Source organism: Micromonospora sp. NPDC005174 (assembly GCF_040608495.1).
Lineage (GTDB): Bacteria > Actinomycetota > Actinomycetes > Mycobacteriales > Micromonosporaceae > Micromonospora.
In genome coordinates, this window is the sequence record NZ_JBEXIJ010000006.1 from 248,134 (window position 1) to 274,040 (window position 25,907).

The following is a 25,907-nucleotide window of genomic DNA, read 5'->3' on the forward strand; positions in this document are numbered from 1 at the left end:
CCTTCGGAGCATCGGTGGACTTTGCAGAACTCGTCCGGGGCTTCCCGGAACTGACCACAACCGGGTTGGTGCAGGGTGCGATCTACGCGCTCATCGCCCTCGGCTACACCCTCGTTTACGGCGTACTTCGCCTGATCAACTTTGCGCACTCCGAGGTCTTCATGATCGGCACGTTCGGTGCCATCTGGACCTGGGCGGCCTTCGGGCTCGACAGCAACAGCGGTGCTCCGTCGGTGGGCCGTTCGCTGCTGCTGATCGCTCTGGCGATCGTGGCCGCGGCGCTGCTGTCCGGCAGTGTCGCCCTACTCATCGAGGTTACCGCCTACCGCCCGCTGCGTCGGCGTAACGCGCCGCCCCTGGCCTTCCTGATCACGGCCATCGGCGCCTCGTACGCCCTGATGGAGCTGATGGGGACGTTGACCCAGCGGCGTCAGGTCGGCTCGCCGGCTCTGCTGCCCGCGGACACGTTGTTCAAGATCGGCGGCTGGAGCGTCACGCCGGTGCAGATGCTGACGCTGAGCGTGGCCATCATCATGATGGTGGGGCTGGACTGGTTCGTTAACCGGACCCGGTTCGGCAAGGGCATCCGCGCGGTCGCGCAGGACGCCAACACGGCCGCGTTGATGGGTGTCAACAAGAGTCGTGTCATCGCGTTGGTCTTCGTGCTGGGCGGTCTGATGGCGGGTGTGGCCGCCGTCTTCAGCGACATGAAGAGCGGAAACACCCGGTACAACATCGGCTTCCTGCTCGGGCTCAAGGCGTTCTCCGCAGCGGTGCTGGGCGGTATCGGCAACCTGCGGGGCGCGGCGATCGGCGGCATCCTGCTGGGTCTGGTCGAGAACTACGGGTCGGCGCTGTTCGGCTCGCAGTGGCGGGATCTCATCGCGTTCGTGGTGCTGATCGTCCTGCTGATGTTCCGCCCGACCGGTCTGCTGGGCGAGTCGTTGGGGAGGGCGCGGGCATGACCGCTCTGCGAGAGCGTTGGCACTCCGCATCGAGTGCCTTCGGTCGGCGGGTCGACGAGCTGCCGAAGTCGGCCCGGATCACCGGGTTGCTGGCCTTCATCGCCTTCCTCTACGTCCTGCCGAACAAGTGGTTCTACGAGTACCTGAACATTCCGGGTCTGTGGATTCCCCTGTACACCACCCGCAACGACATGGCGGCGGTGCTGTTCTACTGCGCGTGGATCGTGCTCCTGTCGCTCGGTCTCAACGTGGTGGTGGGCTACGCGGGTCTGCTGGACCTGGGGTTCTTCGGTTTCTTCGCCGTCGGCGCGTACACGGTGGCGTTGTTGACGTCGCCGGAGAGCAAGCTGATCACCGAGTACAACTGGCTGGAGAGCCCGTGGCCGTGGTTGGTCACGGTGCCCATCGCGATCGCCCTGGCGCTGTTGTCCGGTGTGCTGCTCGGCGCTCCGACGCTGCGGCTGCGGGGTGACTACCTGGCGATCGTGACGCTCGGTTTCGCGGAGATGATCCGGATCGTCGCCAAGAACCAGGACTGGATCCTCAATGGTGACCGCGGCATCCCGCAGGTCGGGCACCCGCCGGGCAAGTACCCGGACGGTACGGCCATCTTCCAGTTCGAGTTCAAGCCGTACTACTGGCTGCTGCTCACCGTCATCATCGGTGCTGTCTTCCTGATCCGGAACCTGGCGAACAGCCGGGTGGGTCGGGCCTGGGTGGCGATCCGCGAGGACGAGGACGCGGCGGAGCTGATGGGTGTGCCGACGTTCCGGTTCAAGCTGTGGGCGTTCGCGATCGGTGCGGCGGTCGGCGGGTTGTCCGGCACGTTGTGGGCCGGTCAGGCCAACTTCGTCAACTCGTCGACGTTCTCGTTGGAGAATTCGATTCTGGTGTTGGCGGCGGTTCTGCTCGGTGGCGCCGGCAGCATCGGCGGTGCGATCCTCGGCGGCTTCCTGGTCATCTACATTCCGGAGTGGCTGCGGTCGGTGGGCGACGTGTTCGGTCTGCCGGAGACGGCTACCGTCTTCGGCAACGACTTCGACGTCAGCCCGACGTCGTTGCGGTACTTCATCTTCGGCATCCTGCTGATCATCGTGATGATCTTCCGACCGCAGGGTCTGTGGCCGAACCGGCGACGGGCCGCCGAGCTCCAGGACCGGCAGAAGGAGGTGGCTGTCGTTGAGTGAGCCACGGATGGGTAGCGAGCGCGACGTCACCAGCGAGCGCGACATGGCGATCGACGCGCGGACGACTGTCGGTAGCCCGGCGGAGACCTCGTCGACGCCGGACGAGGCCGTCAGCGAGCCCGCCGCGCCGGTTGACGGCCGGAAGCCGCTGCTGGAGGTCGACCACGTCACGCTGCGGTTCGGCGGCGTGGTGGCCCTCAACGACGTCAACTTCACCCTCTACGAGGGGGAGATCCTGGGTCTGATCGGCCCGAACGGCGCCGGCAAGACGACCTGCTTCAACGCGATGACGGGCGTCTACACGCCGACGACCGGGCAGATCCGGTTCCGGGGCGAGAAGGTCAGCGGCCGTAAGCGGTTCCAGATCACCAAGCTGGGCATCGCGCGTACCTTCCAGAACATCCGCCTCTTCCCGGAGATGACGGCGCTGGAGAACGTGCAGGTCGGCGCGGACGCCAACCACAAGACCAGCGTCCCGAGCGCCCTGCTGCGGTTGCCGCGGCACTGGCGGGAGGAGCGGCAGGGCAAGGCGAAGGCCCGCGAGCTGCTGGACTTCGTCGGCATCGAGGGTCGCTCCGGCGACCTGGCGCGCAACCTGTCGTACGGTGACCAGCGTCGTCTGGAGATCGCCCGGGCCCTGGCCACCGATCCCACCCTGCTCTGCCTCGACGAGCCGGCCGCCGGTTTCAACCCGGCGGAGAAGGTCGCCCTGCTGCAGCTGATCCGCAAGATCCGCGACTCGGGGGTCACCGTCCTGCTGATCGAGCACGACATGCGACTGGTCATGGGCGTGGTGGACCGGCTGGTGGTGCTGGAGTTCGGGCAGAAGATCGCCGAGGGGTCGCCGGCCGAGGTGCGCGACGACCCGAAGGTGATCGCGGCATACCTGGGAGGTGTCGAGGATGCTGCTTGAGATCGACGACCTGAAGCTGCTCTACGGCCGTATCGAGGCGCTGCACGGCATCAGCCTGCACGTCGAGCAGGGCGAGATCGTGGCGCTGATCGGCGCGAACGGCGCCGGCAAGACCACGACGATGAAGGCGATCTCCGGGTTGCACGCCATCTCCGGCGGCAGCATCAAGTTCGACGGCACCGACGTCAGTCGGATGCGCGCCGACCTGCGGGTGATCCGGGGCATCGGGCAGTCACCCGAGGGCCGTGGTGTCTTCCCGGGCATGACCGTGCTGGAGAACCTGGAGATGGGGGCCTACACCCGCCGGGACAAAGCCGACATCGCCAAGGACCTGGCGATGGTGTTCGAGCTGTTCCCGCGGCTGCACGAGCGCCGCAAGCAGGCCGGCGGCACGCTCTCCGGCGGTGAGCAGCAGATGCTCGCGGTGGGTCGGGCGTTGATGACCCGTCCGAAGCTGCTGCTGCTGGACGAGCCGTCGATGGGTCTGGCGCCGAAGTTGATCCAGCAGATCTTCGAGATCATCACGCGGATCAACGAGCAGGGCACCACGATCCTGCTGGTCGAGCAGAACGCCCAGCAGGCGTTGTCGCGGGCCCACCGGGGCTACGTGTTGGAGACGGGCCGGATCGTCAAGGAGGGCACCGGCCAGGAACTCCTGCACGACCCGGCGGTCAAGGAGGCGTACCTCGGCGTGGCCTGAGCCACGGCGATCCGGCGGCCGGTCGTCCCCTCGGGGGCGGCCGGCCGCCGGCGTTTCGGCCGCTGACGTGTCTTCGCGCCGGTCGTGCGGTGCCGCCACCCGGGGTTGTCGGTGCGACGGACTAGAGTCGCTGCCGTGACAGCTACGACGCCGCGCCTGCTCCTCGTCGACGGACATTCCCTGGCATACCGGGCGTTCTTCGCCCTGCCGGTCGAGAACTTCTCCACCACGACGGGTCAGCCGACCAACGCGGTGTACGGCTTCACCTCGATGCTGATCAACGTCCTGCGCGACGAGCAGCCCACCCACATCGTCGTCGCCTTCGACGTCTCCCGCCGGTCCTTCCGCACCGACAGGTACGCGGAGTACAAGGCCGGCCGCAGCGAGACCCCGACCGACTTCAAGGGCCAGGTCAGCCTCGTCAAGGAGGTCCTGGCGGCGTTGCAGATCCCGGTGGTCGAGATGGAGGGCTACGAGGCCGACGACATCATCGCGACGCTCGCCTGTCAGGCCCGTGACCAGGGCATGACGGTGCTGATCAGCTCGGGTGACCGCGACGCGTTCCAGCTCGTCGGCGACCAGGTCACCGTGCTCTATCCGCGCAAGGGCGTCTCCGACCTGGCTCGGATGGACCCGGCGGCGATCGAGGCGAAGTACGGCGTCGGCCCCGAGCGTTACCGGGACCTCGCCGCGCTGGTCGGCGAGACCAGCGACAACCTGCCCGGCGTGCCGGGTGTCGGTCCGAAGACCGCCGCCAAGTGGATCACGACGTACGGCGGGGTGGAGGGCGTCATCGCCCGCGCCGACGAGATCAAGGGCAAGGCCGGCGACAGCCTGCGGGAGCGCCTGGCCGACGTGATCCGCAACTACGAGATCAACTGTCTGGTCTCCGACCTGGAACTGCCGCTACGCCCGGAGGACGCCCGCTGGGCCGGGTGGGACCGTGAGGCCGTGCACCAGGTCTTCGACACCCTGGAGTTCCGCATCCTGCGCGACCGCCTCTACCAGTATCTGGAGGCCGTCGAGCCGGAGGCCGAGTCCGGGTTCGACCTGACCGGCGAGGTCCTCACCGAGCCGGGCGCGCTCGCCGCCTGGCTCGACGCCCACGCCCCGAGCGGCACCCCGGTCGGGCTCGCGGTCAAGCTCGACAGCGGCCCCAACCGCCGCCACACCGCCTCGATCACCGGGCTGGCGCTGGCCAGTGCCGGTGGCGCGGCGGCCTGGGTCGACCCCAGCGGGCTCGACGCCTCCGACGAGGGTGCCCTCGCGTCCTGGCTGGCCGACGCGCAGCGGCCCAAGGTGCTGCACGACAGCAAACCCGCCGTGCTGGCCTGCGCCGCGCACGGCTGGGACCTGGCCGGCATCGTCCGCGACACCCAGATCGCCGCGTACCTGGCCCGCCCCGACCAGCGGTCCTACGACCTGACCGACCTGGCCCTGCGCTACCTGCACCGCGAGTTGCGGGTGGACGCGCCCGAGACCGGTCAGCTCACCCTCGACGGGCTGGGCGACGAGGGGGCGGCCGAGCAGAACCTCATGCTCCAGGCCCGCGCGACCCTCGACCTCGCCGACTCGATCGACGCCGAGCTGTCCCGCGACGGCGAGCAGTCCGCGCGGCTGATGGCCGGGGTGGAGCTGCCGCTGATGCGGGTGCTCGCCGCGATGGAGCGCACCGGCATCGCCGCCGACACCGACTACCTCTCCGAGTTGGAGGCGCACTTCGCCGCCGAGGTGAAGGCCGCCGCGCAGGGCGCGTACGAGGCCGTGGGCCGGGAGTTCAACCTCGGGTCACCCAAGCAGTTGCAGGAGATCCTCTTCACCGAGCTGGGCCTGCCGAAGACCAAGAAGATCAAGACGGGTTACACCACCGACGCCGACGCCCTGCAGTGGCTGTACGCGCAGCAGCCCCACCCGGTGCTGGCCCACCTGCTGCGCCACCGCGACGTCGCCAAGCTCAAGTCGACGGTGGACGGCCTGCTCAAGTCCGTCTCCGACGACGGGCGGATCCACACCACCTTCAACCAGACGGTGGCGGCGACCGGTCGGCTCTCGTCCACCGAGCCCAACCTGCAGAACATCCCGATCCGCACCGAGGAGGGCCGGCGCATCCGCCGGGCCTTCGTGGTGGGTGAGGGGTACGAGTGCCTGCTCACCGCCGACTACAGCCAGATCGAGATGCGGATCATGGCGCACCTCTCGTCGGACGACGCGTTGATCGAGGCGTTCAACTCCGGGGCCGACTTCCACGCCGTCACCGCCTCCTCGGTCTTCGGCGTACCGGTCGACGAGGTCACCCCGGACCAGCGGCGCAAGATCAAGGCAATGAACTACGGCCTGGCGTACGGGCTCAGCGCATTCGGCCTGTCCCAGCAGCTCAGCATCGGCACCGACGAGGCGCGCGGGCTGATGGAAAACTACTTCGCAGGCTTCGGCGGGGTGCGCGACTACCTGCACCAGGTGGTCGCCAAGGCCCGCCAGGACGGCTACACCTCGACCATCCTGGGCCGCCGCCGCTACCTGCCCGACCTGGTGAGCGACAACCGGCAGCGCCGCGACATCGCCGAGCGGATGGCGCTCAACGCTCCCATCCAGGGTTCGGCCGCCGACATCATCAAGGTGGCGATGCTGCACGTCGACACCGCGCTCGTCGACGCGGGTCTGCGCTCCCGGATGCTGTTGCAGGTGCACGACGAGTTGGTCTTCGAGGTCGCGCCCGGTGAGCGGGAGACGTTGGAGGCGCTGGTGCGGCGCGAGATGGGCGGGGCGTACCCGTTGTCGGTGCCGCTGGAGGTGTCGGTCGGCGAGGGCCGGGACTGGAACAGCGCCGATCACTGATCTGCGGTTGCGGTGTGGGGGTTGGATCTCCACTACTTCATCGGGTCGTGGCCCCAGTTCATGAGGGACCAGCGCCACTTCGTGTCGCGGACGTTGCCGGACGGGCGCTGCGCCATGTGTCGACGGACGTAGCCGACGACCTTGCGCATGTGCTTGTAGTCCGCCTCGGAGAGATCGCCGCGCTTGCGGCGGAGCAGGTTGATGATCTTCCGGCCGGATTCGTGTCCGACGGACTCGCCGCCACCGGTACGGCCACCCTTGTGCCAGCCGACCTGCTTCGACTCGTCGGTTTCCAGCCAGGTGGACAGCTCGCCGGGCTTCATGTTCACCGCGTCGGTGAACTCCCGGTAGGTGTCCCGGCCCTGGTCGTCAGCTCTGCTCATGACGCAACGCCTCCGGGCGGTGGGCCACGTCGCGGCCCGTGCCGTCACTGCGAACCCGGTACTGCGGGTCGTCCGGGGACGCGTTCACCGCTCGCCCACGTAGCCGGGTCCGTTCGGTGATCGTGCCCTGCACCACGCCGTACGCACGGTTGCCGTGTGCCGACCAGGAGACGTGGTCGCCCTTGTGGAACCTCTGTTCGGCCATGGTCCCGGCTACCCGAGCCGGCAGGGGCGAAACGGCTACGGCGTGATCTCGGCGATCGGCAGCTTCACGTCGAACGGCTCGGTCAGCTCGATCACGTCGGCACCGGATCCGGACACCAGGGGCCAGGTGCTGTCGGGATGGGCTCGGCGCTCATGGGGTCGAGCCTACCGGCGATCGATGGGTCGCAGGTCGGACGACGTGTGCGGCACGCTCAGTCGGCGGGCTTGTCGGTGACGAAGATGGCCGTGCCGGGGAAGAGTCGACCCCGCAGCGGGCTCCACTGCCCCCAGATTCCCTCGTGTCCCGCTGGCCACTCCGGCTCCACCAGGTCGAGCAGCCGGAATCCCGCCCCGACCAGTTCCCGGATCCGGTCACCGAGTGTGCGGTGCTGCTCCACGTACGTGGCCACGCCGCTCTCGTCCTGCTCGACGTAGGGGGAACGGTCGAAGTACGAGTGCACGGCCCGCAGGCCGCCCTCGCCCGGGTCGTCCAGGAAGATCCAGCGCATCGGATGGGTCACCGAGAACACCCACCGGCCGCCCGGGCGTAGCACCCGGTGCACCTCGGCGAGCAGGGCCGCCGAGTCGTCCACGAACGGGATCGCCCCGAACGCCGTGCAGGCCAGGTCGAACGACTGATCGGCGAACGGCAGGGCGAGCGCGTCGGCCTGCACCAGCGGCACGCGTACCCCCGTGGCGTCGGCGGCCTTGGCGGCGTGCCGCAACATGCCGGCGGACAGGTCGAAGGCGACCGGCCGCGCGCCCTGGGTGGCGAGCCAGCGGGCGGCGGCGGCAGCGCCGCAACCCACCTCGAGCACCCGTCGTCCCGACACGTCGCCGAGCAGGTGGGCGTCCGCTTCGCGCAGCCCCTCCGGGCACCAGACGAAGTCCACGTCGCCGAGGAACGCGCCGTGCTCGGTCTGGTAGTCGTCGGCGTCGGTGTCCCACCAGCCGCGGTTGGCCCGCCGGACCTCGGCGTCACCCACGCGGCGCCGGGTCACCCGGCTGTCGTCATCCACCCGCTCACGCTAGGCCCCCACCCCCCGGTCCACGACGGCGGCGCGGCCGGATCGGCACGGACTCGGGGGTGTCTGCGCGCCGCGCGCGCCGCCACCGGGGAAATCGAGTCGTGCGAGGGGCCCGTGAAGTGGCCGGTGGGACCCCTGTGACGTACGAGACAGCAGGGGTCTTTTCCGGGCGATTGTTCGGCTTTCGCAGGTCGCCGCGCGGCGAGGAGACGGGAGGGCTTGCACGCTGTGGTAATGCGCACGGTAGGCTAGACGATGCGCTCGCGGATCGTGTGTCTCGGCAGGGAGCAGGTGCGCGGTCGACGGACCACATCATGATCCTCACTAGGTGATCGTTCGGTGTGCCCGGCGACGGATCCGCTGGCGCGAACAGGTCACTGCGACACACCAGCCTGCTGTGACAACCCACCGACCGGAGCAACCGCCCACATGACGAGCAGCATCGAGGCCCCCTCGAGCGCCACCCGGGTCACCCACGACGATCTCGGTTCCGAGGAGGCTTTCCTCGCCGCGATCGACGAGACCATCAAGTACTTCAACGACGGCGACATTGTCGAAGGCACCGTCGTCAAGGTCGATCGGGACGAGGTCCTGCTCGACATCGGCTACAAGACCGAGGGTGTCATCCCCTCTCGGGAGTTGTCGATCAAGCACGACGTGGACCCCGCCGAGGTTGTGACGGTTGGCGACCACATCGAGGCCCTGGTCCTCCAGAAGGAGGACAAGGAGGGGCGTCTGATCCTCTCCAAGAAGCGGGCGCAGTACGAGCGGGCCTGGGGCACGATCGAGAAGATCAAGGACGAGGACGGTGTCGTCCGCGGCTCGGTCATCGAGGTCGTCAAGGGTGGTCTCATCCTCGACATCGGCCTGCGCGGCTTCCTGCCCGCGTCCCTTGTCGAGATGCGGCGTGTGCGTGACCTGCAGCCGTACGTCGGGCGCGAGCTCGAAGCCAAGATCATCGAGCTGGACAAGAACCGCAACAACGTGGTGCTGTCCCGCCGGGCCTGGCTCGAGCAGACGCAGTCCGAGGTGCGTACCGAGTTCCTCAACAAGCTGCAGAAGGGCCAGGTCCGCAAGGGCGTCGTGTCCTCGATCGTCAACTTCGGCGCCTTCGTGGACCTCGGCGGCGTCGACGGTCTGGTGCACGTCTCCGAGCTGTCCTGGAAGCACATCGACCACCCGTCCGAGGTCGTCGAGGTGGGCCAGGAGGTCGAGGTCGAGGTCCTGGACGTCGACCTGGACCGCGAGCGCGTCTCCCTGTCGTTGAAGGCGACGCAGGAGGACCCGTGGCGGCAGTTCGCCCGCACCCACGCGATCCAGCAGATCGTGCCGGGTAAGGTCACCAAGCTGGTTCCGTTCGGTGCGTTCGTCCGCGTGGACGACGGCATCGAGGGCCTGGTCCACATCTCCGAGCTGGCCGAGCGCCACGTGGAGATCCCGGAGCAGGTCGTCCAGGTCGGCTCCGAGGTCATGGTCAAGGTCATCGACATCGACCTGGAGCGCCGCCGGATCTCGCTGTCGCTCAAGCAGGCCAACGAGGGCTTCGTCGAGGGCGAGGAGCACTTCGACCCGACCCTCTACGGCATGGCCGCGACGTACGACACCGAGGGCAACTACATCTACCCCGAGGGCTTCGACCCGGAGACGGGCGAGTGGCTCGAGGGGTACGACAAGCAGCGCGAGACCTGGGAGAACCAGTACGCCGAGGCTCGTCAGCGCTGGGAGGCCCACACCAAGCAGGTGCAGACCTCTCGCGCCGCCGACGCCGAGGCCGCTGCCAACCCGACCCCGGCCGTCCCGGCTGCCACCGGTGGCACCACCTCCTCGTCCAGCCCGGCCCCGAGCCGGCAGGCCGAGGAGCCGGCCGGCACGCTGGCCACCGACGAGGCGCTCGCCGCTCTGCGGGAGAAGCTCGCCGGCGGTAAGTGACCCGCTGACACGACGACAGGCCCCGTCTCCCGCGATCTTCGGATCGCCGGAGGCGGGGCCTTCGCCGTGCAGTCACCGCGCCGGTGTCGCGATGACCCCGGCACGGTGGCGGCTTTGGCGGGCGCGGAGCGGGGGCGACGGCGGTGGCGGTGGCGGGGCGCCGGTCTCTGCGCGTCCTTTGCTCTGCTGCAACAGAGGAAACGGTCGGTGTCCGATTACCGGACGGCACGTGTTTCCTGGGCTGAAGCAGAGCAAAGGACACGCGTGACAGGTCAGGGCGCGCGTGACAGGTCAAGGCTCGCGCGTGACAGGTCAAGGCTCGCGCGTGACAGGTCAAGGCTCGCGCGTGACAGGTCAAGGCTCGCGCGTGACAGGTCAGGGCACGCTGTGGAGCCGATCTGGGCGGCCAGGTGGTGGGACAGGGGTTCGCCTACGGGCGTCTCGCGGGGTGGGCGTGTTTGGCGGGGGAGCCGCGATCCGGTTGACTGGTCCGGTGCTGAGGGTGGGTTTGACCGGCGGTATCGGATCGGGCAAGAGCGCGGTGGCCGCGCGGCTGGTGGAGTTGGGCGCTGTGCTCGTGGACGCCGACCAGGTCGCCCGGGAGGTCGTCGCGCCGGGCACCGAGGGCCTCGCGGAGATCGTCGCCACGTTCTCCGAGGCGGTGCTGGACGGCGACGGCGCGCTGGACCGCGCCGCGCTGGGCGCGAGGGTGTTCTCCGACGAAGCCGCCCGCCGCCGGCTGGAGGCGATCACCCACCCTCGGGTACGGGCGCGCACCGCCGAACTGGTCGCGGCGGCACCGCCGGACGCGATCGTCGTCAACGACGTACCGCTGTTGGTGGAGGTGGGGCTCGCGCCGACGTACCACCTGGTGGTCGTGGTGCAGACGGCCGTGCCGATCCGACTGGAGCGGCTGACGCGCGACCGGGGGATGGACCGCGCGGACGCCGAGCGGCGGATCGCCGCGCAGGCCGACGACGCCTGCCGGCGGGCGGTCGCCGACGTGGTGGTGACCAACGACGGGAGTCTGGTGGCGCTGCACGCCGCCGTGGACACGCTGTGGCGGCAGCGGCTGCACCCCTACGAGCACAACCTGCGGCAGCGGAAGGTCGCCACGCCACCCGCGCGCGGTGGCGCGACGAGGGCCGACCCGAGCTGGCCGGAGCAGTACGCGCGGATCGAGGCCCGGATCCGGCACGCGCTCGCCCCGGCTGACCTGCGGATCGACCACATCGGCGCGACCGCGGTGCCCGGCCTCGCCGCCGACGACGTCATCGACGTGCAGTTCGCCGTGCCCGACCTCGCGGACGCCGACGGGCCGCTGGCCGACCGGCTGGCGAGCGCGGGGTTCCCCCGGGTGCCGGGGCACTGGTGGGACGATCCGCGCCCGGCCGGCCGGGCGCGGTGGGAGAAGCGGCTGCACGGCAGCGCCGACCCGGATCGTCCGGTGCGTCTGCACGTCCGGGCGGCCGACTCGCCCGGCTGGCGGTACGCGCTGCTCATGCGGGACCACCTGCGCGCCGACCCGGATCGGCGGGGCGCGTACCTGCTGCTCAAGCGCGATCTGGTGGACGCTGCGCCGATTGTCGGTGACTCCGGCACGGGCGGCGATCCCTGGTTCGACGAGGAGTACCTGCGGGCCGAGCAGTGGGCCGCGCAGACCGGCTGGCGGCCCTGACTCTGGTCAGCGCGTCCCGCGCCGTGCGGTGGCGGCCCGCGCTGGTGGAGTGAGGCGGGGCACCACTGCGGGATCGAGGTCGAGCTGCGCCCACGCGCCGGGGCCGGTGTGCAGCTCCACCCGACGCAGCGATCCGTCCCGAGCGATCCAGTAGCGCAGTCGTGCGTCCGCCACGCGGAGTTCCACCACGTCCACGGTCCGTCCGCCGGCGAGGTCCTCGCGGACGCGCACGGGCACGCCCCGCCGTGCCAGCGGACCGGCGGCGCCCACTGCGGCGTCGACCAGCAGGTCCAGGTCGTCCCGGGCGGACCGGGTGGTCCGCCAGGCGCCGGCGGGGACCGGGAACGGAGGCCGCCCGGGTGTCTCGGCGGTGCCACCACCACCTGCTTGGGCCGGTACGTCCGTGCGGGACAGACCTGCGGCGTCGCGGTGCAGCAGGGTCCGGCGACCGGGTACGCCGAGGTCGGCGACCGCCACGTAGGCGGTGCGCGCGGTCCAGCTCAACCAACCGGCGCCCCGCAGGTTGACGTCGACGCCCACCGGCGCGGCCAGCGTCAGCGTGGCGCCGCCCTGGCCGCGCAGCCGGGCCGGCAGGGCGTCCAACCGCCGCTGCTCGGCGTTCGTGAGCGCCCGTGGCAGGCCGGGTCGGCCACCGAGCGCGTCCACCGGATGCAGGGTGGGACGGTCGATCCGGTCGAGGAGCACCGTGACCGGCCCGACATCGGGCAGCCGGGTCACCAGCTTGTGCAGTCGGCCGTCCCGGTCGAGCCAGTAGCGGGTCGACGCGTCCGCTCGGGTCGCCGCCGTGCTGGCCGGTGCGGTGCTGTCGGGACCGGTCGTCGCGGGGGCGAGCGACGCCTGCAAGACGTCCAGCGTCCCGGCCGCGCCCACGTCCTGGGCGACCCAGCGGGCGTCGCCACCGCTCGGGGCCGGATCCGGACGGTCGGTGGCGAGGCCGAGGAGCAGGTCGAGGACCGGCGCCAGGCCCCTGTCGGTCGTCCGCTGACGCAGTTGCCAACGGTCCGCCGGTGGCACCAGCGGTGGCGCGGCCGGGGTGGGTACGGCGCTCGGGTCGGGCCGGACCACCAGGACCCCGCCCGTGCTCTGCAACAGGCCGCGGTCGGCACCCGCCCCCGGCCCGCCCACGTCCAGGTAGAGCAGGGGCCGCGACCAGTCCACCCAGCCCACCAGTTCGGTACGGGCGGCGCCGTCGCCGGCGGTGACGTGCACACCGGCGCGGAGGTCCCGCAGATTGGTGACGCGCATGGCGGCCAGCCGCTCGGCCTCGGCGACGGTCAGCGGTCGGGCCGGCGCGGTCGGCTTGGGCGTCCAGCTCAGCAGCCCGACGACCAGCGCCGCCGCCGACGTCACCGCGGTCAGGGCGAGCAGGAACAGCAGCGTACGGCGGCGGCGGGCCCGGGACCATCCGGCGCTGTGACCCTCGACCGAGCGATCGCCGGGGTCGGGGGACATGTCGGCGCCGCGGTCCGTGGCGCCGGCGCGGGCGGTGTCGGAGGAGGGTGCCGGGGCTCCAGAGGTGTCCACGGATGTGAAACGGGCGGGACGGCACCGGGTGACGAGCGGGGGCGTCGAGCAGGGGCGCTCGCGGCGGCCGGTCTGCGCCGTGAGCGCGACCACACGGGTGCGCACGCCGGACGAGCCGGGTGCTGCGACCGCTGTGCCGGGGGCGACCGGCTGTGATGACAGCCTGGCCGCCGGGCCCGGTCGGCCGCCGCGAGCGGCCTACATGAAGAGGGTAGTCCCGGTGACATGGGCCACACAATGGGAATATTGAAGCCGATCACGTACCCTGCGCGACGGCCGAACATGTCGGACCTGCGGCGTACCGTTGAGGTCATGGCGCTCGACATTCCTCGACTCGACGGCCGCTTTGAGGTCGTCAGCGAATTCCAGCCGGCCGGCGACCAGCCGGCCGCCATCGACGACCTTGAGCGCCGGGTGCGGCGCGGCGACCGGACCTCGGTGCTCCTCGGCGCGACCGGCACCGGCAAGAGCGCCACCACGGCGTGGCTCATCGAGCGGCTGCAGCGACCGACCCTGGTGCTCGCCCCGAACAAGACACTCTGCGCGCAGCTGGCCAAGGAGTTCAGCGAGCTGCTGCCGCACAACGCGGTCGAATACTTCGTGTCGTACTACGACTACTACCAGCCCGAGGCGTACATCCCGCAGACCGACACCTACATCGAGAAGGACTCCTCGATCAACGAGGAGGTCGAGCGACTGCGGCACTCGGCGACGATGTCGCTGCTCACCCGCCGCGACGTGATCGTGGTGGCGACCGTCTCGGCGATCTACGGCCTGGGCACCCCGGAGGAATACCTCAACCGGGCGGTCCGGGTCGAGGTCGGGCAGGATCTCGACCGCGACCAGTTGCTGCGGCGGCTGGTCGACATCCAGTACACCCGCAACGACATGGCCTTCCAGCGGGGCACGTTCCGGGTCCGCGGCGACACGCTGGAGATCATTCCGGCGTACGAGGAACTGGCCGTCCGCATCGAGCTGTTCGGCGACGAGGTGGAGAAGCTCTACTACCTCAACCCGTTGACCGGTGACGTGGTCCGCGAGGTCGACCAGTTGGTGATCTTCCCGGCGACGCACTACGCGGCCGGCCCGGAGCGGATGGAGCGGGCCATCCGCGACATCGAGGTGGAGCTGGCCGAGCGCCTCGCCGAGCTGGAGCGGCAGGGCAAGCTGCTGGAGGCGCAGCGGCTGCGGATGCGCACCACCTACGACATCGAGATGATGCGGCAGGTGGGCTTCTGCTCCGGCATCGAGAACTACTCGATGCACATGGATGGGCGGTTGCCCGGCAGCCCGCCGCACGCCCTGCTCGACTACTTCCCGGACGACTTCCTCACCGTGGTCGACGAGTCGCACGTGACGATCCCGCAGATCGGCAGCATGTACGAGGGTGACGCCTCCCGCAAGCGGATGCTCATCGACCACGGGTTCCGGCTGCCCAGCGCCGCCGACAACCGGCCGCTGCGCTTCGACGAGTTCCTGGAGCGGGTCGGCCAGATGGTCTGCCTGTCCGCGACCCCCGGCACCTGGGAGATGGACCAGGCTCAGGGCGAGTTCGTCGAGCAGGTCATCCGTCCCACCGGTCTGGTCGACCCGCAGGTCGTGATCAAGCCGACCAAGGGTCAGATCGACGACCTCATGCACGAGATCAAACTACGGACCGACCGGGACGAGCGGGTGCTCGTGACGACGCTGACCAAGAAGATGGCCGAGGACCTGTCGGACTATCTGCTGGAGAACGGCGTCCGGGTGCGCTACCTGCACTCCGAGGTCGACACGCTGCGCCGGGTCGAGTTGTTGCGCGAACTGCGCAAGGGCGAGTACGACGTGCTGGTCGGCATCAACCTGCTCCGCGAGGGTCTGGACCTGCCCGAGGTGTCGCTGGTGGCGATCCTCGACGCCGACAAGGAGGGCTTCCTGCGCAGCGGCCGTTCGCTGATCCAGACCATCGGGCGGGCCGCCCGTAACGTCTCGGGCCAGGTGCACATGTACGCCGACAAGATCACGCCGTCGATGGCGACGGCGATCGACGAGACCGACCGGCGTCGTGCCAAGCAGATCGCGCACAACGAGGCACACGGCATCAGCCCGGAGCCGCTGCGCAAGAAGATCCACGACATCCTGGACGACATCTACCGCGAGGCAGAGGACACCGAGAACTCCCGGGTCGGCGGCGCGGTCCGCCAGCTCTCCCGCGGCAAGGCCCCCGTCAAGGAGACCCGCAGCCGCAGCCGGTCGACCGCTACCACCACGTCACGGGAGGGGATGGCCCGCGCCGACCTCGCCCAGCTCATCCAGGAACTCAACGACCAGATGCTGGCCGCGGCCCGCGAGCTGCAGTTCGAACTGGCGGCGCGGATTCGCGACGAGGTCGCCGACCTGAAGAAGGAGCTACGCGGCATGGACGCCGCCGGCGTGAAGTGACGCCAGGGCCACCCTGGTCACCAACGGTACGGGGGGATGCGGGAAGGGCGGTCGGGGTGCGATGAGTCCGGTCGACGACGATTTGGTCATCGGGCTCCCCGAGATGCGGCTGCGCCCGTTCGTCGACCGGTACATCGGCTATCGGGAACGCGCCGACGTGCCGCTGGTCCGCCGGGAGCCGGCCGGCGTCTTCGTGGTGCTGATCCTGGGTTGGGGCGCGCCGCTGGACGTTGTCGACCCGCGCAGCGCGGAGCGTGGGATCGAGCGGGTGGACTCGTTCGTGGCCGGCACCTTCGACGGTTGGTGCACCACCCGTACGGTGGGTGTGGGGGAGGGCGTCGAGCTGCTGTTGACGCCGCTGACCGCCCGACGCGTCCTCGGTCTGCCGCTGGCCGAGGTGGCCAACAGGGCAGTGGGCCTCGGGCAACTCCCCGGCGGTTGGCTCGACCGACTGCGGCACCGGCTCGCCGACGCCGCGTGCTGGCCGCAACGCTTCGCGCTCCTCGACACGGCGCTCGCCGACCGTCTGGTGGGGGCCCCTACCGTCGACGCCCGCCTCGACTGGGCCTGGCGGCGGCTCGTGGCCAGCGGTGGGCGCGACGGTATCGGCGCCCTCGCCACCGAGCTGGGATGGAGCCGACGACATCTGGCGGCCCGGTTCCGGGAGGAGGTCGGGCTAGCCCCGAAGACGGCCGCTCGATTGCTGCGCTTCCAGCAGGCACACGCGGCGCTGCGCGGCGTCTCCGCCACGACCGGGCTGCGGCCCGCTGGGGCGGTGCGGGCCGTCGACTGGGCCGAGGTCGCGGTCCGGTGTGGCTACTACGACCAGTCCCATCTCATCCGGGACTTCCACCAGTTCGCCGGCACCACACCGGCGGCGCTTCTCGCCGCCCGCTCCACCGCCTGACGCGAGAACGCCGCCGGCCGAGAACGCCCCGCACGCCGAAAGCGCCGGCACGCCGAGAGCCGCGGCGGCCGACGATCGACTCGGGTTCACGGACGTCGGGGTGTCCCGGCCACGCCGACAGCCCCCGGACAGCGAAGACCCAACTGCGCCCGGCTGTCGAGGCGGCCGGGGGCGCAGGGTGGTGGTGCGTCCTTTGCTCTGCTTCAACCCAGGAAGCGCTCGGCGTCCGATAATCGGACACCGCCTGTTTCCTCTACTGAAGCAGAGCAAAGGACGCCTGCGGCAGTGTCGCCCTGCCGGGATTGCAGGAACCCGGTGGCGTGGTGCGGGCTGCCCCGCGCGCTGGTCCCGCGCTGGTCCCGCGCTGGTCGACCCGCCCGGGTCACATTCGTCCAATCGGGGACGGACGTCGGAGCGGAGACTGGTCGGTATGCGAACCGTCTATCCGATCCTTCGTTACCCCGACCCTCGCGCCGCGATCGACTGGCTCTGTTCCGCGTTCGGTTTCCAGGTGCACGCCGTGCACGAGGCGCCGGACGGCACTGTCGCGCACGCCGAACTCGTCCTCGACACCGGCATGATCATGCTCGGTCCCCGGGTCGGCGCGGCGTCGCGGCTGGCCGACGACGACTGGTCCGTCTACGTGGCCGTGCCGGACGTCGACGCCCACTGCGCTCAGGCCCGCGCCGCCGGAGCGGACATCACCCGGGAGCCGTTCGACACCGACTACGGGTCCCGGGACTACGCCGCCCGTGACCTCGCTGGCATCCCGTGGTCGTTCGGCACGTACCGGCCCTGAGGCATCACCGGCCCTGCGCCACTACCCGGCCCTGAGCAGGGAACATCGGCCTGCCCGACATCGGATGCCCCGGCTCCGCACGATCACCTCGGTTGCGGTGCGCAAGCGCGCTATTGCACTGGGTGATCGTCCTGCGTACTCTCCCTCGATGGGGAGGCGGGGATGCCGTTGCCAACAAGTCCTGTCATTCGACGCGCGCGGCTCGGCGCTGAGCTGCGTCAACTACGCCGACGCGAGGCGCTGACCCTGGAACAGGTCTGCGACCGGTTGGGCTGGGCCTCGACGTCGAAGCTGTCCCGCATCGAGCTGGGTCAGAGCCGGCCGGATCTCGCCGATGTGCTGGATCTGCTCGACGTCTACCAGGTGCCCGGGCCGGCCCGGGACGCGCTGATCGTGATCGCGCGGGACGCGGCCACGAGTCGCGGCTGGTGGAAGACGCTCGGCGAGATGAGCGAGCGGCAACGCGTGTACGCCGAGTTGGAGGCGGGCGCGGCCGACATCGTGGAGTACCAGCCGTCGGTCGTGCCGGGGCTGCTCCAGACGCCGGCGTACGCCCGTTCGCGGGTCGCCGCCGGCGTTCTGCTCAGTCCCGAGGTCGACGTGGAGGCCGAGGTGCGGGCCCGGGCGCTGCGCCAGGAGGTGCTGCGGCGGGCCGACCCGCCGCGCTACACGGCGGTGCTCGCCGAGGCGGTGTGCGACCCTGGTGACCTCCCGCTCGACACCTGGCGTGAACAGTTGCGGCACCTGGTGGCGGTGACCGGGCTGGCGCACGTGACGGTGCGGCTGCTGCCCCGCGGGGTGGCGGGCGGCGGGCTGCACCCCCTCACGCCGTACTCCTGGTATGCCTTTCCCGACCCGGCTGATCCGCGGACGGTGATGTTGGAGGCGTTGACCACCGACGTCCGCCTGGCGACCGTGCTCGACGTCGACAGGTACGAGCGGATGACCGAGGCGCTGCTGGCGGCGGCGTTGTCACCGGAGGAGACGGTCACCGCGTTGGCCCGCCGCGTCGGGCAGTGAGGCTCACCCGCGCGGCCACCGGGCCCGGCGCCCCCGAGACCGTCGGGACCGGCGACCCGCGCGTGCGGGAGGCACGATAACCGCTGGGTACGACAGCTCCAGTCAGGCCGGTACGTCGAGGAAGTGCTCGACAAGCGGTGGCCCGGCGAAGTGTGGCCCGATGAGCGCGCGCCACTGCGCGAACCGGTCGGTGTCCCGGAAGTTCTTCTCGTGCGCCTCGACCGAGTCCCACTCCACCAGCAGAACGAACCGGGTGGGGGACTCGATGCCCCGGGTCATCCGGACCGACCGGCAGCCGGGCGTTCCGGCGAGCACCGGGTGACCCTGGGCGTACGCGGCGGCGAACTCGTCCTCGTGTCCGGGCAGTACGTCGATCAGCGCGACCTCAAGCACCATGCCGGCAAGCCTTTCACGGCTCGGGGTCGTGCGGGTGCCGCGGGGTCTGTTCCGGCGTCGACACACGCCCTAAGGTCAGACGACATGATCATCGAGTGGCTCACCGGTACCGCCTTCCGGGTCGCCGGCGTCGGCACGACCTGGGCGGAGCTGCTGGGGTTCGTCACCGGCGTGCTCAACGTCTGGCTGGTGGCCCGGCAGCGCGTCGCCAACTGGCCGATCGGCATCGCCAACGTGCTGCTGCTCATGCTGCTGTTCTGGACGGCCGGGTTGTACGCCGACGCCGGGCTCCAGGTCGTCTACGTGGCGCTGGGCTGTTACGGCTGGTGGCACTGGTTGTTCGGCGGTGAGCGGCGGACCCGTCTCACGGTGAGTCGGACCGGCCGGCGGGAGTGGGTGGCGCTGGCTGTCGTCGGTGTGCTGCTCACCGGCGCGTTCTGGGTCCTGTTGGACCGGGCCACCGACTCGACGGTGCCGCTGCCGGACGCGTTGACGACGGCCCTGTCCCTGCTGGCGACGTACGGGCAGACCCGCAAGCGGGTGGAGAGCTGGTGGCTCTGGATCGCCGCCGACCTGATCTACATACCGTTGTACGCCTACAAGGGGCTGCACCTGACGGCCGTGCTGTACGTGGTGTTCCTCGCCCTGTGCGTGGTCGGGCTGCGGGCCTGGCGGGCCGATGAGCGCCGGCTCGACGGGGCGACCCCGGTGCCGCCCGGTCCGGCGCCGGTGACCGTGTGAGCGGGACGGCGCAGGCGCGGCGGGCCGAGTTCGGGCACGGGATGGTGGTGGGGAAGTTCTATCCGCCGCACGCCGGGCACCACGCGCTGATCGCGGCGGCGGCTGCCCGCTGTGCCGCGCTCACCGTGGTGGTGGCGCCGTCGCGGCGGGAGTCGATCCCGCTCGAGGCCCGGTTGGACTGGCTGCGGGAGGTGCACGCGGACACGCCGTGGGTCCGGTTCGTCGGCAAGTACGACGACCACCCGGTGGACTACGCCGACCCGGCGGTCTGGGACGCGCACTGCGCGGTGTTCCGGGAGGCGGTCGGGTCGGAGAAGGTGGACGCCGTCTTCTCGTCCGAGGCGTACGGCGTGGAGTTGGCTCGCCGCTTCGGGGCCGTACCCGTGTCGGTCGATCAGGATCGGCGGACCGTGCCGGTGTCCGGGACGGCGGTGCGCGCGGACCCGGCGGGTCACTGGCGGTGGCTGAGCCCGCCGGTGCGGGCCTTTCTCGTGCGGCGGGTCGTGGTGGTCGGCGCCGAGTCGACCGGCACCACCACGATGGCCGAGGCGCTCGCGGCGCACTACGGCACCGTGTGGGTGCCGGAGTACGGCCGGGAGTTGACGGCCCGCAAGCTCGCCCGGCTGCGGGAGGGGTCGCCCGGTGCGACGGTCTTCGACGTCGGCTGGGACCGGGACGACTTCCGCGCGGTGGTTCGCGAGCAGCAGGCGGCCGAGGACGCGGCGGCTCGGTCGTCGGGGCCGTTGTTGTTCTGCGACACCGACGCGCGGGCCACCGCGGTCTGGGAGGAGCGCTACCTGGGCAGCGCGTCGCCGCAGGTGCTCTCGGCGGCTCGTCGCCCGGCGCTGTACCTGCTGACCGACCACCGGGGCGTGCCGTTCGCCGACGACGGGTTGCGCGACGGCGAGCACCTGCGGGCCTGGATGACCGGGCGGTTCCGCGACGAGTTGGCCGCGTCCGGCGCGCCGGTGGTGGAGTTGACCGGGCCGCACGCCGAGCGGCTGACGCGGGCCGTGCAGGTCTGTGACGCCCTGCTGGCCGCCGGCTGGTCGTTCGCGGAGCCGATTACCGCACCCGACACACTAGCCTCCTAGGACGACCAAGAGGGTGTGTGATGGGCACCCCATGCCCCAGGTGTGATCACGGCGCGTGGTGGGCAACAATGGACCCCGAGGAGGGGAGTATTCCCCCGTGACGAAGTCGTCAGCACGGACGATCGTCGGATTCTCGACGGTCGGCCCGGCTTCGTCGGTCGCCGTCCCGTTCGCGGGCCGGGGGCGGAAGAGACCTCCGACAGTCACCAGAGTGAGCGACAGCGGCACGCCGGCCCCGGCAGGGGCGTACGGTGTGCCCGACGCCGCGTGTCTGCCGGAGGAATGAACGTTGGACGTGTCCGGATTGGTGTGGGCGGGAACCCTCGTCGCACTGTCTGCGGTGCTGCTCGTCGACCTGTTGATCATCGGTCGGCGCCCGCACGAGCCGAGCGTGCGCGAGTCGAGCCTCTGGGTCGCCTTCTACGTCGGTCTCGCCCTGCTCTTCGGCGCCGGCGTCTGGCTGGCCTCGGGGGCCAGTTCGGCCGGGCAGTTCTACACCGGCTGGCTCACCGAGTACAGCCTCTCGGTGGACAACCTCTTCGTCTTCGTCATCATCATGGCCCGGTTCGGGGTGCCCCGGCAGTACCAGCAGAAGGTGCTGCTCATCGGCATAGTGCTGGCGTTGGTGATGCGCGGCGGGTTCATCGCCGCCGGCGCGGCGTTGATCTCACAGTTCTCCTGGGTCTTCTACATCTTCGGCGCGTTCCTGATCTACACGGCGGTCAACCTGGCCCGGCAGGGTGAGCCGGACGAGGACGAGTTCTCCGAGAACCTCCTGATCCGGTGGAGCCGCCGAGCGCTGCCCATCTCCAAGGGCTACGACGACGCGAAGCTGACGACCCACGAGAACGGGCGGCGGCTGTTCACCCCGATGCTCATCGTGATGATCGCGATCGGCACCACCGACCTGATCTTCGCGCTGGACTCGATCCCGGCGATCTTCGGGATCACGCAGGAGCCGTACCTGGTCTTCACCGCGAACGTCTTCGCGCTGATGGGTCTGCGTCAGCTCTACTTCCTGCTCGGTGGCCTGCTCGACCGGTTGATCTACCTCAGCTACGGGTTGGCTGTCGTGCTGGGCTTCATCGGGGTCAAGCTGGTGCTGGAGGCGCTTGCCGACAACAACCTGCCGTTCATCAACGGCGGGAAGCACGTCGCGTGGGCGCCGCACATCCCGATCTGGCTGTCCCTGCTGGTCATCATCGGCACGCTGGGCATCGCCACCATCGCCAGCCTGGTCAAGTCCGCCCGCGACAGGCGTCGCGAGTTGGCCGAGGCCCGACGCTGAGGCTCAGGGCCGGGCGCGGGCCGGTCAGACCCGGTGCGCGCCGACGAGGGTGGCCGTACGGTCGGCCGGCAGACGCTCCTCCAGCACCCGACGCCGCCGGTAGCAGGCGTGCAGCATCCGCCGGTCCGTCGGGCCGTCGGCCACGGCCGTGACGATACCGATGTGGTGGATCTTCCGGCCGGGCCGGGCGAAGAAGTAGAGGTCGCCGGGGCGCTCCGCGCCCAGCGTCAGGGGGGTCGTCGCCACGGCCTGGTCGTCGGCGTCGCGGGGGAGCAGCACGCCGAACCGGCGCCAGGCCAGGTGGACGAGGCCGGAGCAGTCGATGCCGTACGTCGAGAGTCCGCCCCAGATGTAGACCACGTCCAGCAGCCGCTGGGCCACCGCGAGCGCGTCGGCGGCGCTGGGCGGCCCGGTCTGCGCCGGGGCGAGGTGTCCGTCGGGCAGCCAGAGCGGCGTGGGCTGACCGGGGACGTGGACCTCCCGCCAGCCCTGCCGGGACGGGCCGGCCGGGACGAGGCGGGTGCCCACGACGACGCCGGGCAGCACCACCGGCCCGTCCGGACCGGCGTGCAGGTCGGTGACGGTGGCGTCGACCACGAGCGGGTCGCCGCCGACGGTGGGATCCGCGGGGGTCAGCTGGTCGGCGGGGAGCCAGCCCGGGTAGCCCCGCGGGTCGAGCTTGGCGGCCGGCTGCTCGACGGCGACAACCCGCACCCAGCCGTCCGGGCGCACGTCGTCGACGAGCACCCGCTCGCCGAGCAGGAGTTGACTCAGCACACAGTCGCCGACCTGTTGGTCGGTGTCCAGACCGGAGACCCAGGTCGGGATGTCGACATCGGTCCTGAGCGCGGGACCGTCGACCGGCCGCACCGCCTCCGGGGATGACCACAGCGTCGCCACCGCGACCCGGACGACGGCCTCGCGGCCCGGTTGTAGCTGCACGTCGACCCCCAGCTCGTGTCGGCTGTCCGGGGGAAACCCTATGAAGAAAACCGCCGATCCTCAACCACGAGTCTGCATCTTTACTTCAGCCAGGCCGGAAATGCCGAGGCCAGGGGCATCCGGAAGGACTACCGTCGGCCCCTCGTAGCGGATTCCGCCCTGCACCGGCGACCAGGCCAGCCACCAGGCGGCGTCCAGGTCGGCGACCGCCGTGGTGCCGTACGCCGCCACCAGGCTCGCCGCCGCGCCGATGCCGACCTGACTCTCCATCATCGACCCGACCACCGTGCCGAGCCCGTGCGCGCGGGCCAACTCCAGCAGCGTGCGCGCCGGGTGCAGCCCGCCGCACTTGGCCAGCTTGACGTTGACCAGGTCGGCGGCCCGGCGGCGGATCACCTCCACCAGGTCGCGGACCCCGAAGACCGCCTCATCGGCCAGGATCGGCACCGACACCCGGTCACTGACCCAGGCCAGCCCGTCCAGGTCCCAGCGGGCCACCGGCTGCTCGACCAGCTCCACGTCCAGCTCGGCGTCCTCGATGCCACGGATCACCCGGACCGCCTCGCGCGGTGTCCAGCCCTGATTGGCATCCAGCCGGATCCGCACTCCGGCGCCGACCGCCCCGCGCACCGCCCGTACCCGGTCCAGGTCGCCGGCCGCGTCCGTGCCGACCTTGAGCTTGAGCACGCCGAAACCGTCGGCCCGCCGCTGACGCGCGGCCGCCGCCAGGTCGACCGCGTCGCCCGCGGCGAGGGTGACGTCCGTCGGGACGCGCAGCGCCGTGCCGCCGAGCAACCGCACCAGGGGTACGCCCAGACGCCGCGCTGCCAGGTCGTGCAGCGCGACGTCCACCGCCGCCTTCGCCGCCTCGTTGCCCACCACCGCCCGCTGCACCTCGCCGCAGCGGGCCACCAGGTCGTCCGGGTCGCGTCCGGTGAGCAGCGGACCGAGCAGTTCCTGCACGCACGCCTGCGCGCCGGCGACCGATGCGCCGGTGACCTGCCACACCTGCGGCGCCTCACCGAAGCCGGACCGACCATCGGCGTCGATGAGCTCGACGATCAGGGTGTCCACGGTGGTGGTGCGGCGCAGCGCGGTGACGAACGGGGTGTGTAAGGGGGCAGAAACCCGGTGGGTGCGTACCGCCGAGATCGTCATATGGGGCACCCTATACACAGACAAGCGGCGGGAGGACCACGCGATGGTCATCGGGGACTGGCAGTTGGTGGGCGCGCCGAACGCCCGGGACCTTGGCGGCCTCGTCGGCGTCGACGGCCGGAAGGTGCGCGCCGGACGGCTGATCCGCACTCCGGCGCTGGGTCGGCTCACCGACGAGGACCTGCCAGTACTCGCGAAGCTGGGACCGGCCTGCGTTGTCGACCTGCGCGACGGCGCGGAGATCGCGCTCGCCCCGACCGACCGGCTGGCCGGCGAGCCGCGGGTGGTGCACCTACCGGTGCACGACCCCGAGCACCCCGTCTTCACGTACGTCTCGGCGGTGCTCGTCGGCCATGACCTCGACGCGTACGCCGAACTGGCCCGGCAGGGCACGGCGGGGGCGATGGCCGAGATCTACCGGTGGTTCGTCACCGGCGAGTCCGCCCGCGTCAACTTCGGCGCGGCGGTACGCCTGGCCGCCAGCCCGGACAACCTGCCGCTGCTGTACCACTGCTCGGCCGGCAAGGACCGCACCGGCTGGCTCACCGTCATCCTGCTCACCGCGCTCGGGGTGGACGAGGCCGCGATCCGGGCCGAGTACCTGCGCAACAACGCGCTCACCGACAGCCTGCGCGCGGTGATCATCGAGGCGATGCGCCGCCGCCAGCCGACACTTGACGTCGACGCGGTGCTACCGGTGCTGGAGGTCCGTGCGGCGTACCTCGACGCCGGCTACCAGGAGGTACGCCGGGTGCACGGCTCGTTCGACGCGTACCTGCGTGACGGTCTGGGGCTGACCGACGACGTGGTCGAGGCGTTGCGGGCGCACCTGCTGGAGTGAGTGCGTCGGGCTCAGAGGCGGTGCCGGTCGTCCCAGACCCGCGCCGAGATGCGCGCGATGAGTCGACAGGCGTCGTCGTCTCCGTCGTCCAGGTCGGTCGTGGTGCACACGGCGATCACGTACGGCGGGGCGTCGTCGGGCAGCACCACGCCGACACCGTGGCGCACACCACGTACCCAGCCGTTCTTGAGCGCGATCCGGATGCCCTCGGGCAGGCCGGCGGCCAGGTCCTCGCGGTGTTCCTGGGCGAGCAGCACGTCCAGCATGGCGGCGCACCCGGCCGGCGAGGCGAGGCGGCCGGGCGTGGTGGCGCCGCCGGCCAGCGCGCCCAGCAGGGCGGCCAGGTCGGCTGCGGTGACGGTGTTGGTGATGCCGACGTCGCGGGCGGCGAAGTCCTCGATGCCGCGGCCGGTGACGCTGTCCCGGGCGCCGGCCAGCGACCACACCTCGGCCACGGCGGGCAGCCCGACGTGCCCGATGACGAGGTTCGTGGCCAGGTTGCTGGACCGCACGATCATCCGCTCGGCGAGCCAGCGTAGCGACGCCGTGCCGCCGAGCCGGTCCCACACCGCGTCGTCGTTGTCGTAGTGCGGGGCGCAGGAGAACCGGGGCGCGCCGGGCTGGGCCGAGTCGAACTCGTTGACCACCGGGACGTCGGCGTCCAGGTCCAGGGAGCCGGCCTCGGCGGCGCGGTACAGCGCGGCCAGCACCGCCACCTTCATCGTGCTGGCGGCGTAGTGGCCGGCGCGGGCGTGCCGGGTCCAGGCCGGTGGCGCGTCGAGTCGACCCACGTACGCCGAGACGGTGCCCGGCACCGTGTCCAGATGGGCGTCGAGATCATCCCAGCTCATGCCGGTGACCGTAGCTGATCAACCGGCGCCGGGCGGACGTACCCCGGGCGGGGAAGCGAAGGGCGCGTCGGCCGCAAGCGGC

The 25,907-nt window shown here is 70.9% G+C and carries 23 protein-coding genes; 15 read left to right on the forward strand and 8 right to left on the reverse strand.

All coding sequences use genetic code 11. The features are described from left to right. The first annotated feature begins 14 nt into the window (after positions 1–14). The 5 genes from ABZU91_RS10255 (at position 15) to polA (ending at position 6,600) form a co-directional block, all read left to right on the forward strand. Positions 15–965, forward strand: coding sequence for a branched-chain amino acid ABC transporter permease (locus ABZU91_RS10255; RefSeq protein WP_355236908.1), 951 nt, complete (start codon positions 15–17; stop codon positions 963–965). Continuing rightward, positions 962–2,152 carry a branched-chain amino acid ABC transporter permease gene (locus ABZU91_RS10260; RefSeq protein ID WP_355236911.1) on the forward strand — a complete coding sequence of 397 codons (1,191 nt, stop codon included), beginning with the start codon at positions 962–964 and terminating at the stop codon, positions 2,150–2,152. The genes ABZU91_RS10255 and ABZU91_RS10260 overlap by 4 nt, the downstream gene beginning before the upstream one ends. After that, a complete protein-coding gene (locus ABZU91_RS10265; protein ID WP_355236914.1) occupies positions 2,145–3,065 on the forward strand; it encodes an ABC transporter ATP-binding protein in 921 nt (306 codons plus the stop codon). Before ABZU91_RS10260 ends, ABZU91_RS10265 begins: the two co-directional genes overlap by 8 nt. Continuing rightward, a complete protein-coding gene (locus tag ABZU91_RS10270; RefSeq protein ID WP_355236917.1) occupies positions 3,055–3,765 on the forward strand; it encodes an ABC transporter ATP-binding protein in 711 nt (236 codons plus the stop codon). Before ABZU91_RS10265 ends, ABZU91_RS10270 begins: the two co-directional genes overlap by 11 nt. A gap of 135 nt (positions 3,766–3,900) precedes the next feature. Then, the gene (polA, locus tag ABZU91_RS10275) at positions 3,901–6,600 is read left to right on the forward strand and encodes a DNA polymerase I (protein WP_355236918.1); all 2,700 of its coding nucleotides are present in this window, start codon (positions 3,901–3,903) and stop codon (positions 6,598–6,600) included. Positions 6,601–6,632: 32 nt separating this feature from the next. Here the strand turns inward: polA and ABZU91_RS10280 are convergent, their stop codons facing one another. The 3 genes from ABZU91_RS10280 to ABZU91_RS10290 form a co-directional block, all read right to left on the reverse strand. Beyond that, positions 6,633–6,983: a DUF3140 domain-containing protein gene (locus ABZU91_RS10280; RefSeq protein WP_355236921.1), complete on the reverse strand. Its 351-nt coding sequence runs from the start codon at positions 6,981–6,983 to the stop codon at positions 6,633–6,635. Beyond that, positions 6,970–7,188: a DUF2945 domain-containing protein gene (locus ABZU91_RS10285; RefSeq protein ID WP_355236924.1), complete on the reverse strand. Its 219-nt coding sequence runs from the start codon at positions 7,186–7,188 to the stop codon at positions 6,970–6,972. Before ABZU91_RS10285 ends, ABZU91_RS10280 begins: the two co-directional genes overlap by 14 nt. Positions 7,189–7,399: 211 nt before the next feature. Then, entirely contained in the window at positions 7,400–8,206 is an 807-nt protein-coding gene (locus ABZU91_RS10290) for a class I SAM-dependent methyltransferase (protein WP_355236927.1), read from the reverse strand. Between the two features lie 438 nt (positions 8,207–8,644). On the opposite strand from ABZU91_RS10290, the gene rpsA reads away from it, so the two are divergent. Beyond that, positions 8,645–10,144, forward strand: a complete 1,500-nt coding sequence (rpsA, locus tag ABZU91_RS10295) for a 30S ribosomal protein S1 (RefSeq protein WP_354823830.1) — start codon at positions 8,645–8,647, stop codon at positions 10,142–10,144. Positions 10,145–10,637: 493 nt separating this feature from the next. Next, positions 10,638–11,822 carry a dephospho-CoA kinase gene (gene coaE, locus ABZU91_RS10300; RefSeq protein ID WP_355236932.1) on the forward strand — a complete coding sequence of 395 codons (1,185 nt, stop codon included), beginning with the start codon at positions 10,638–10,640 and terminating at the stop codon, positions 11,820–11,822. Between the two features lie 6 nt (positions 11,823–11,828). Here the strand turns inward: coaE and ABZU91_RS10305 are convergent, their stop codons facing one another. Beyond that, positions 11,829–13,367 (reverse strand): hypothetical protein, encoded by a 1,539-nt coding sequence (locus ABZU91_RS10305; RefSeq protein ID WP_355236934.1) that lies wholly within the window; start codon positions 13,365–13,367, stop codon positions 11,829–11,831. Positions 13,368–13,679: 312 nt separating this feature from the next. Between ABZU91_RS10305 and uvrB the strand changes: the two genes are divergently transcribed. From uvrB to ABZU91_RS10325, 4 genes are all read left to right on the forward strand, one after another. Beyond that, positions 13,680–15,788 (forward strand): excinuclease ABC subunit UvrB, encoded by a 2,109-nt coding sequence (gene uvrB, locus ABZU91_RS10310; RefSeq protein ID WP_355236937.1) that lies wholly within the window; start codon positions 13,680–13,682, stop codon positions 15,786–15,788. 61 nt (positions 15,789–15,849) lie between these two features. Continuing rightward, positions 15,850–16,695, forward strand: coding sequence for a helix-turn-helix domain-containing protein (locus ABZU91_RS10315; protein ID WP_355236940.1), 846 nt, complete (start codon positions 15,850–15,852; stop codon positions 16,693–16,695). A 430-nt stretch (positions 16,696–17,125) separates the two neighbouring features. Further along, on the forward strand, positions 17,126–17,494 hold the full coding sequence (locus ABZU91_RS10320) for a VOC family protein (RefSeq protein ID WP_355236943.1): 369 nt from the start codon (positions 17,126–17,128) through the stop codon (positions 17,492–17,494). Between the two features lie 162 nt (positions 17,495–17,656). Continuing rightward, entirely contained in the window at positions 17,657–18,514 is an 858-nt protein-coding gene (locus ABZU91_RS10325) for a helix-turn-helix transcriptional regulator (protein WP_355236946.1), read from the forward strand. A 102-nt stretch (positions 18,515–18,616) separates the two neighbouring features. On the opposite strand, the gene ABZU91_RS10330 is transcribed toward ABZU91_RS10325, so the two are convergent. Continuing rightward, positions 18,617–18,910, reverse strand: a complete 294-nt coding sequence (locus ABZU91_RS10330) for an antibiotic biosynthesis monooxygenase family protein (protein WP_355236949.1) — start codon at positions 18,908–18,910, stop codon at positions 18,617–18,619. A gap of 84 nt (positions 18,911–18,994) precedes the next feature. On the opposite strand from ABZU91_RS10330, the gene pnuC reads away from it, so the two are divergent. The 3 genes from pnuC to ABZU91_RS10345 all read left to right on the forward strand — a co-directional run bounded on the left by pnuC (position 18,995) and on the right by ABZU91_RS10345 (position 22,033). Beyond that, the gene (gene pnuC / locus ABZU91_RS10335) at positions 18,995–19,651 is read left to right on the forward strand and encodes a nicotinamide riboside transporter PnuC (protein ID WP_355236952.1); all 657 of its coding nucleotides are present in this window, start codon (positions 18,995–18,997) and stop codon (positions 19,649–19,651) included. Continuing rightward, positions 19,648–20,745, forward strand: a complete 1,098-nt coding sequence (locus tag ABZU91_RS10340) for an AAA family ATPase (protein ID WP_355236955.1) — start codon at positions 19,648–19,650, stop codon at positions 20,743–20,745. The genes pnuC and ABZU91_RS10340 overlap by 4 nt, the downstream gene beginning before the upstream one ends. Before the next feature lie 289 nt (positions 20,746–21,034). After that, positions 21,035–22,033 carry a TerC family protein gene (locus tag ABZU91_RS10345; protein WP_355236958.1) on the forward strand — a complete coding sequence of 333 codons (999 nt, stop codon included), beginning with the start codon at positions 21,035–21,037 and terminating at the stop codon, positions 22,031–22,033. Between the two features lie 24 nt (positions 22,034–22,057). Here ABZU91_RS10345 and ABZU91_RS10350 read toward each other — a convergent pair whose 3' ends face one another. Both ABZU91_RS10350 and ABZU91_RS10355 read right to left on the reverse strand, forming a co-directional pair. After that, positions 22,058–22,975: an NlpC/P60 family protein gene (locus ABZU91_RS10350; protein WP_355236960.1), complete on the reverse strand. Its 918-nt coding sequence runs from the start codon at positions 22,973–22,975 to the stop codon at positions 22,058–22,060. Between the two features lie 60 nt (positions 22,976–23,035). Next, positions 23,036–24,133: a dipeptide epimerase gene (locus ABZU91_RS10355; RefSeq protein WP_355236963.1), complete on the reverse strand. Its 1,098-nt coding sequence runs from the start codon at positions 24,131–24,133 to the stop codon at positions 23,036–23,038. Between the two features lie 43 nt (positions 24,134–24,176). Here ABZU91_RS10355 and ABZU91_RS10360 point away from each other — a divergent pair, with 43 nt between their 5' ends. Beyond that, positions 24,177–24,974: a tyrosine-protein phosphatase gene (locus ABZU91_RS10360; protein ID WP_355236966.1), complete on the forward strand. Its 798-nt coding sequence runs from the start codon at positions 24,177–24,179 to the stop codon at positions 24,972–24,974. An 11-nt stretch (positions 24,975–24,985) separates the two neighbouring features. On the opposite strand, the gene ABZU91_RS10365 is transcribed toward ABZU91_RS10360, so the two are convergent. Further along, complete coding sequence (locus ABZU91_RS10365; protein WP_355236969.1) at positions 24,986–25,825, reverse strand: serine hydrolase; 840 nt, start codon at positions 25,823–25,825, stop codon at positions 24,986–24,988. Between the last annotated feature and the right edge of the window lie 82 nt (positions 25,826–25,907).

What these genes read in the sequence shown, in the direction of transcription:
- ABZU91_RS10260 (WP_355236911.1), top strand. Translation starts at nt 962, where the DNA reads ATGACCGCTCTGCGAGAGCGTTGGCACTCCGCATCGAGTGCCTTCGGT.
- ABZU91_RS10270 (WP_355236917.1), top strand. Translation starts at nt 3,055, where the DNA reads ATGCTGCTTGAGATCGACGACCTGAAGCTGCTCTACGGCCGTATCGAG.
- ABZU91_RS10280 (WP_355236921.1), bottom strand. Translation starts at nt 6,983, where the DNA reads ATGAGCAGAGCTGACGACCAGGGCCGGGACACCTACCGGGAGTTCACC.
- ABZU91_RS10285 (WP_355236924.1), bottom strand. Translation starts at nt 7,188, where the DNA reads ATGGCCGAACAGAGGTTCCACAAGGGCGACCACGTCTCCTGGTCGGCA.
- rpsA (WP_354823830.1), top strand. Translation starts at nt 8,645, where the DNA reads ATGACGAGCAGCATCGAGGCCCCCTCGAGCGCCACCCGGGTCACCCAC.
- uvrB (WP_355236937.1), top strand. Translation starts at nt 13,680, where the DNA reads ATGGCGCTCGACATTCCTCGACTCGACGGCCGCTTTGAGGTCGTCAGC.
- ABZU91_RS10315 (WP_355236940.1), top strand. Translation starts at nt 15,850, where the DNA reads ATGAGTCCGGTCGACGACGATTTGGTCATCGGGCTCCCCGAGATGCGG.
- ABZU91_RS10320 (WP_355236943.1), top strand. Translation starts at nt 17,126, where the DNA reads ATGCGAACCGTCTATCCGATCCTTCGTTACCCCGACCCTCGCGCCGCG.
- ABZU91_RS10325 (WP_355236946.1), top strand. Translation starts at nt 17,657, where the DNA reads ATGCCGTTGCCAACAAGTCCTGTCATTCGACGCGCGCGGCTCGGCGCT.
- ABZU91_RS10330 (WP_355236949.1), bottom strand. Translation starts at nt 18,910, where the DNA reads ATGGTGCTTGAGGTCGCGCTGATCGACGTACTGCCCGGACACGAGGAC.
- pnuC (WP_355236952.1), top strand. Translation starts at nt 18,995, where the DNA reads ATGATCATCGAGTGGCTCACCGGTACCGCCTTCCGGGTCGCCGGCGTC.
- ABZU91_RS10355 (WP_355236963.1), bottom strand. Translation starts at nt 24,133, where the DNA reads ATGACGATCTCGGCGGTACGCACCCACCGGGTTTCTGCCCCCTTACAC.
- ABZU91_RS10360 (WP_355236966.1), top strand. Translation starts at nt 24,177, where the DNA reads ATGGTCATCGGGGACTGGCAGTTGGTGGGCGCGCCGAACGCCCGGGAC.
- ABZU91_RS10365 (WP_355236969.1), bottom strand. Translation starts at nt 25,825, where the DNA reads ATGAGCTGGGATGATCTCGACGCCCATCTGGACACGGTGCCGGGCACC.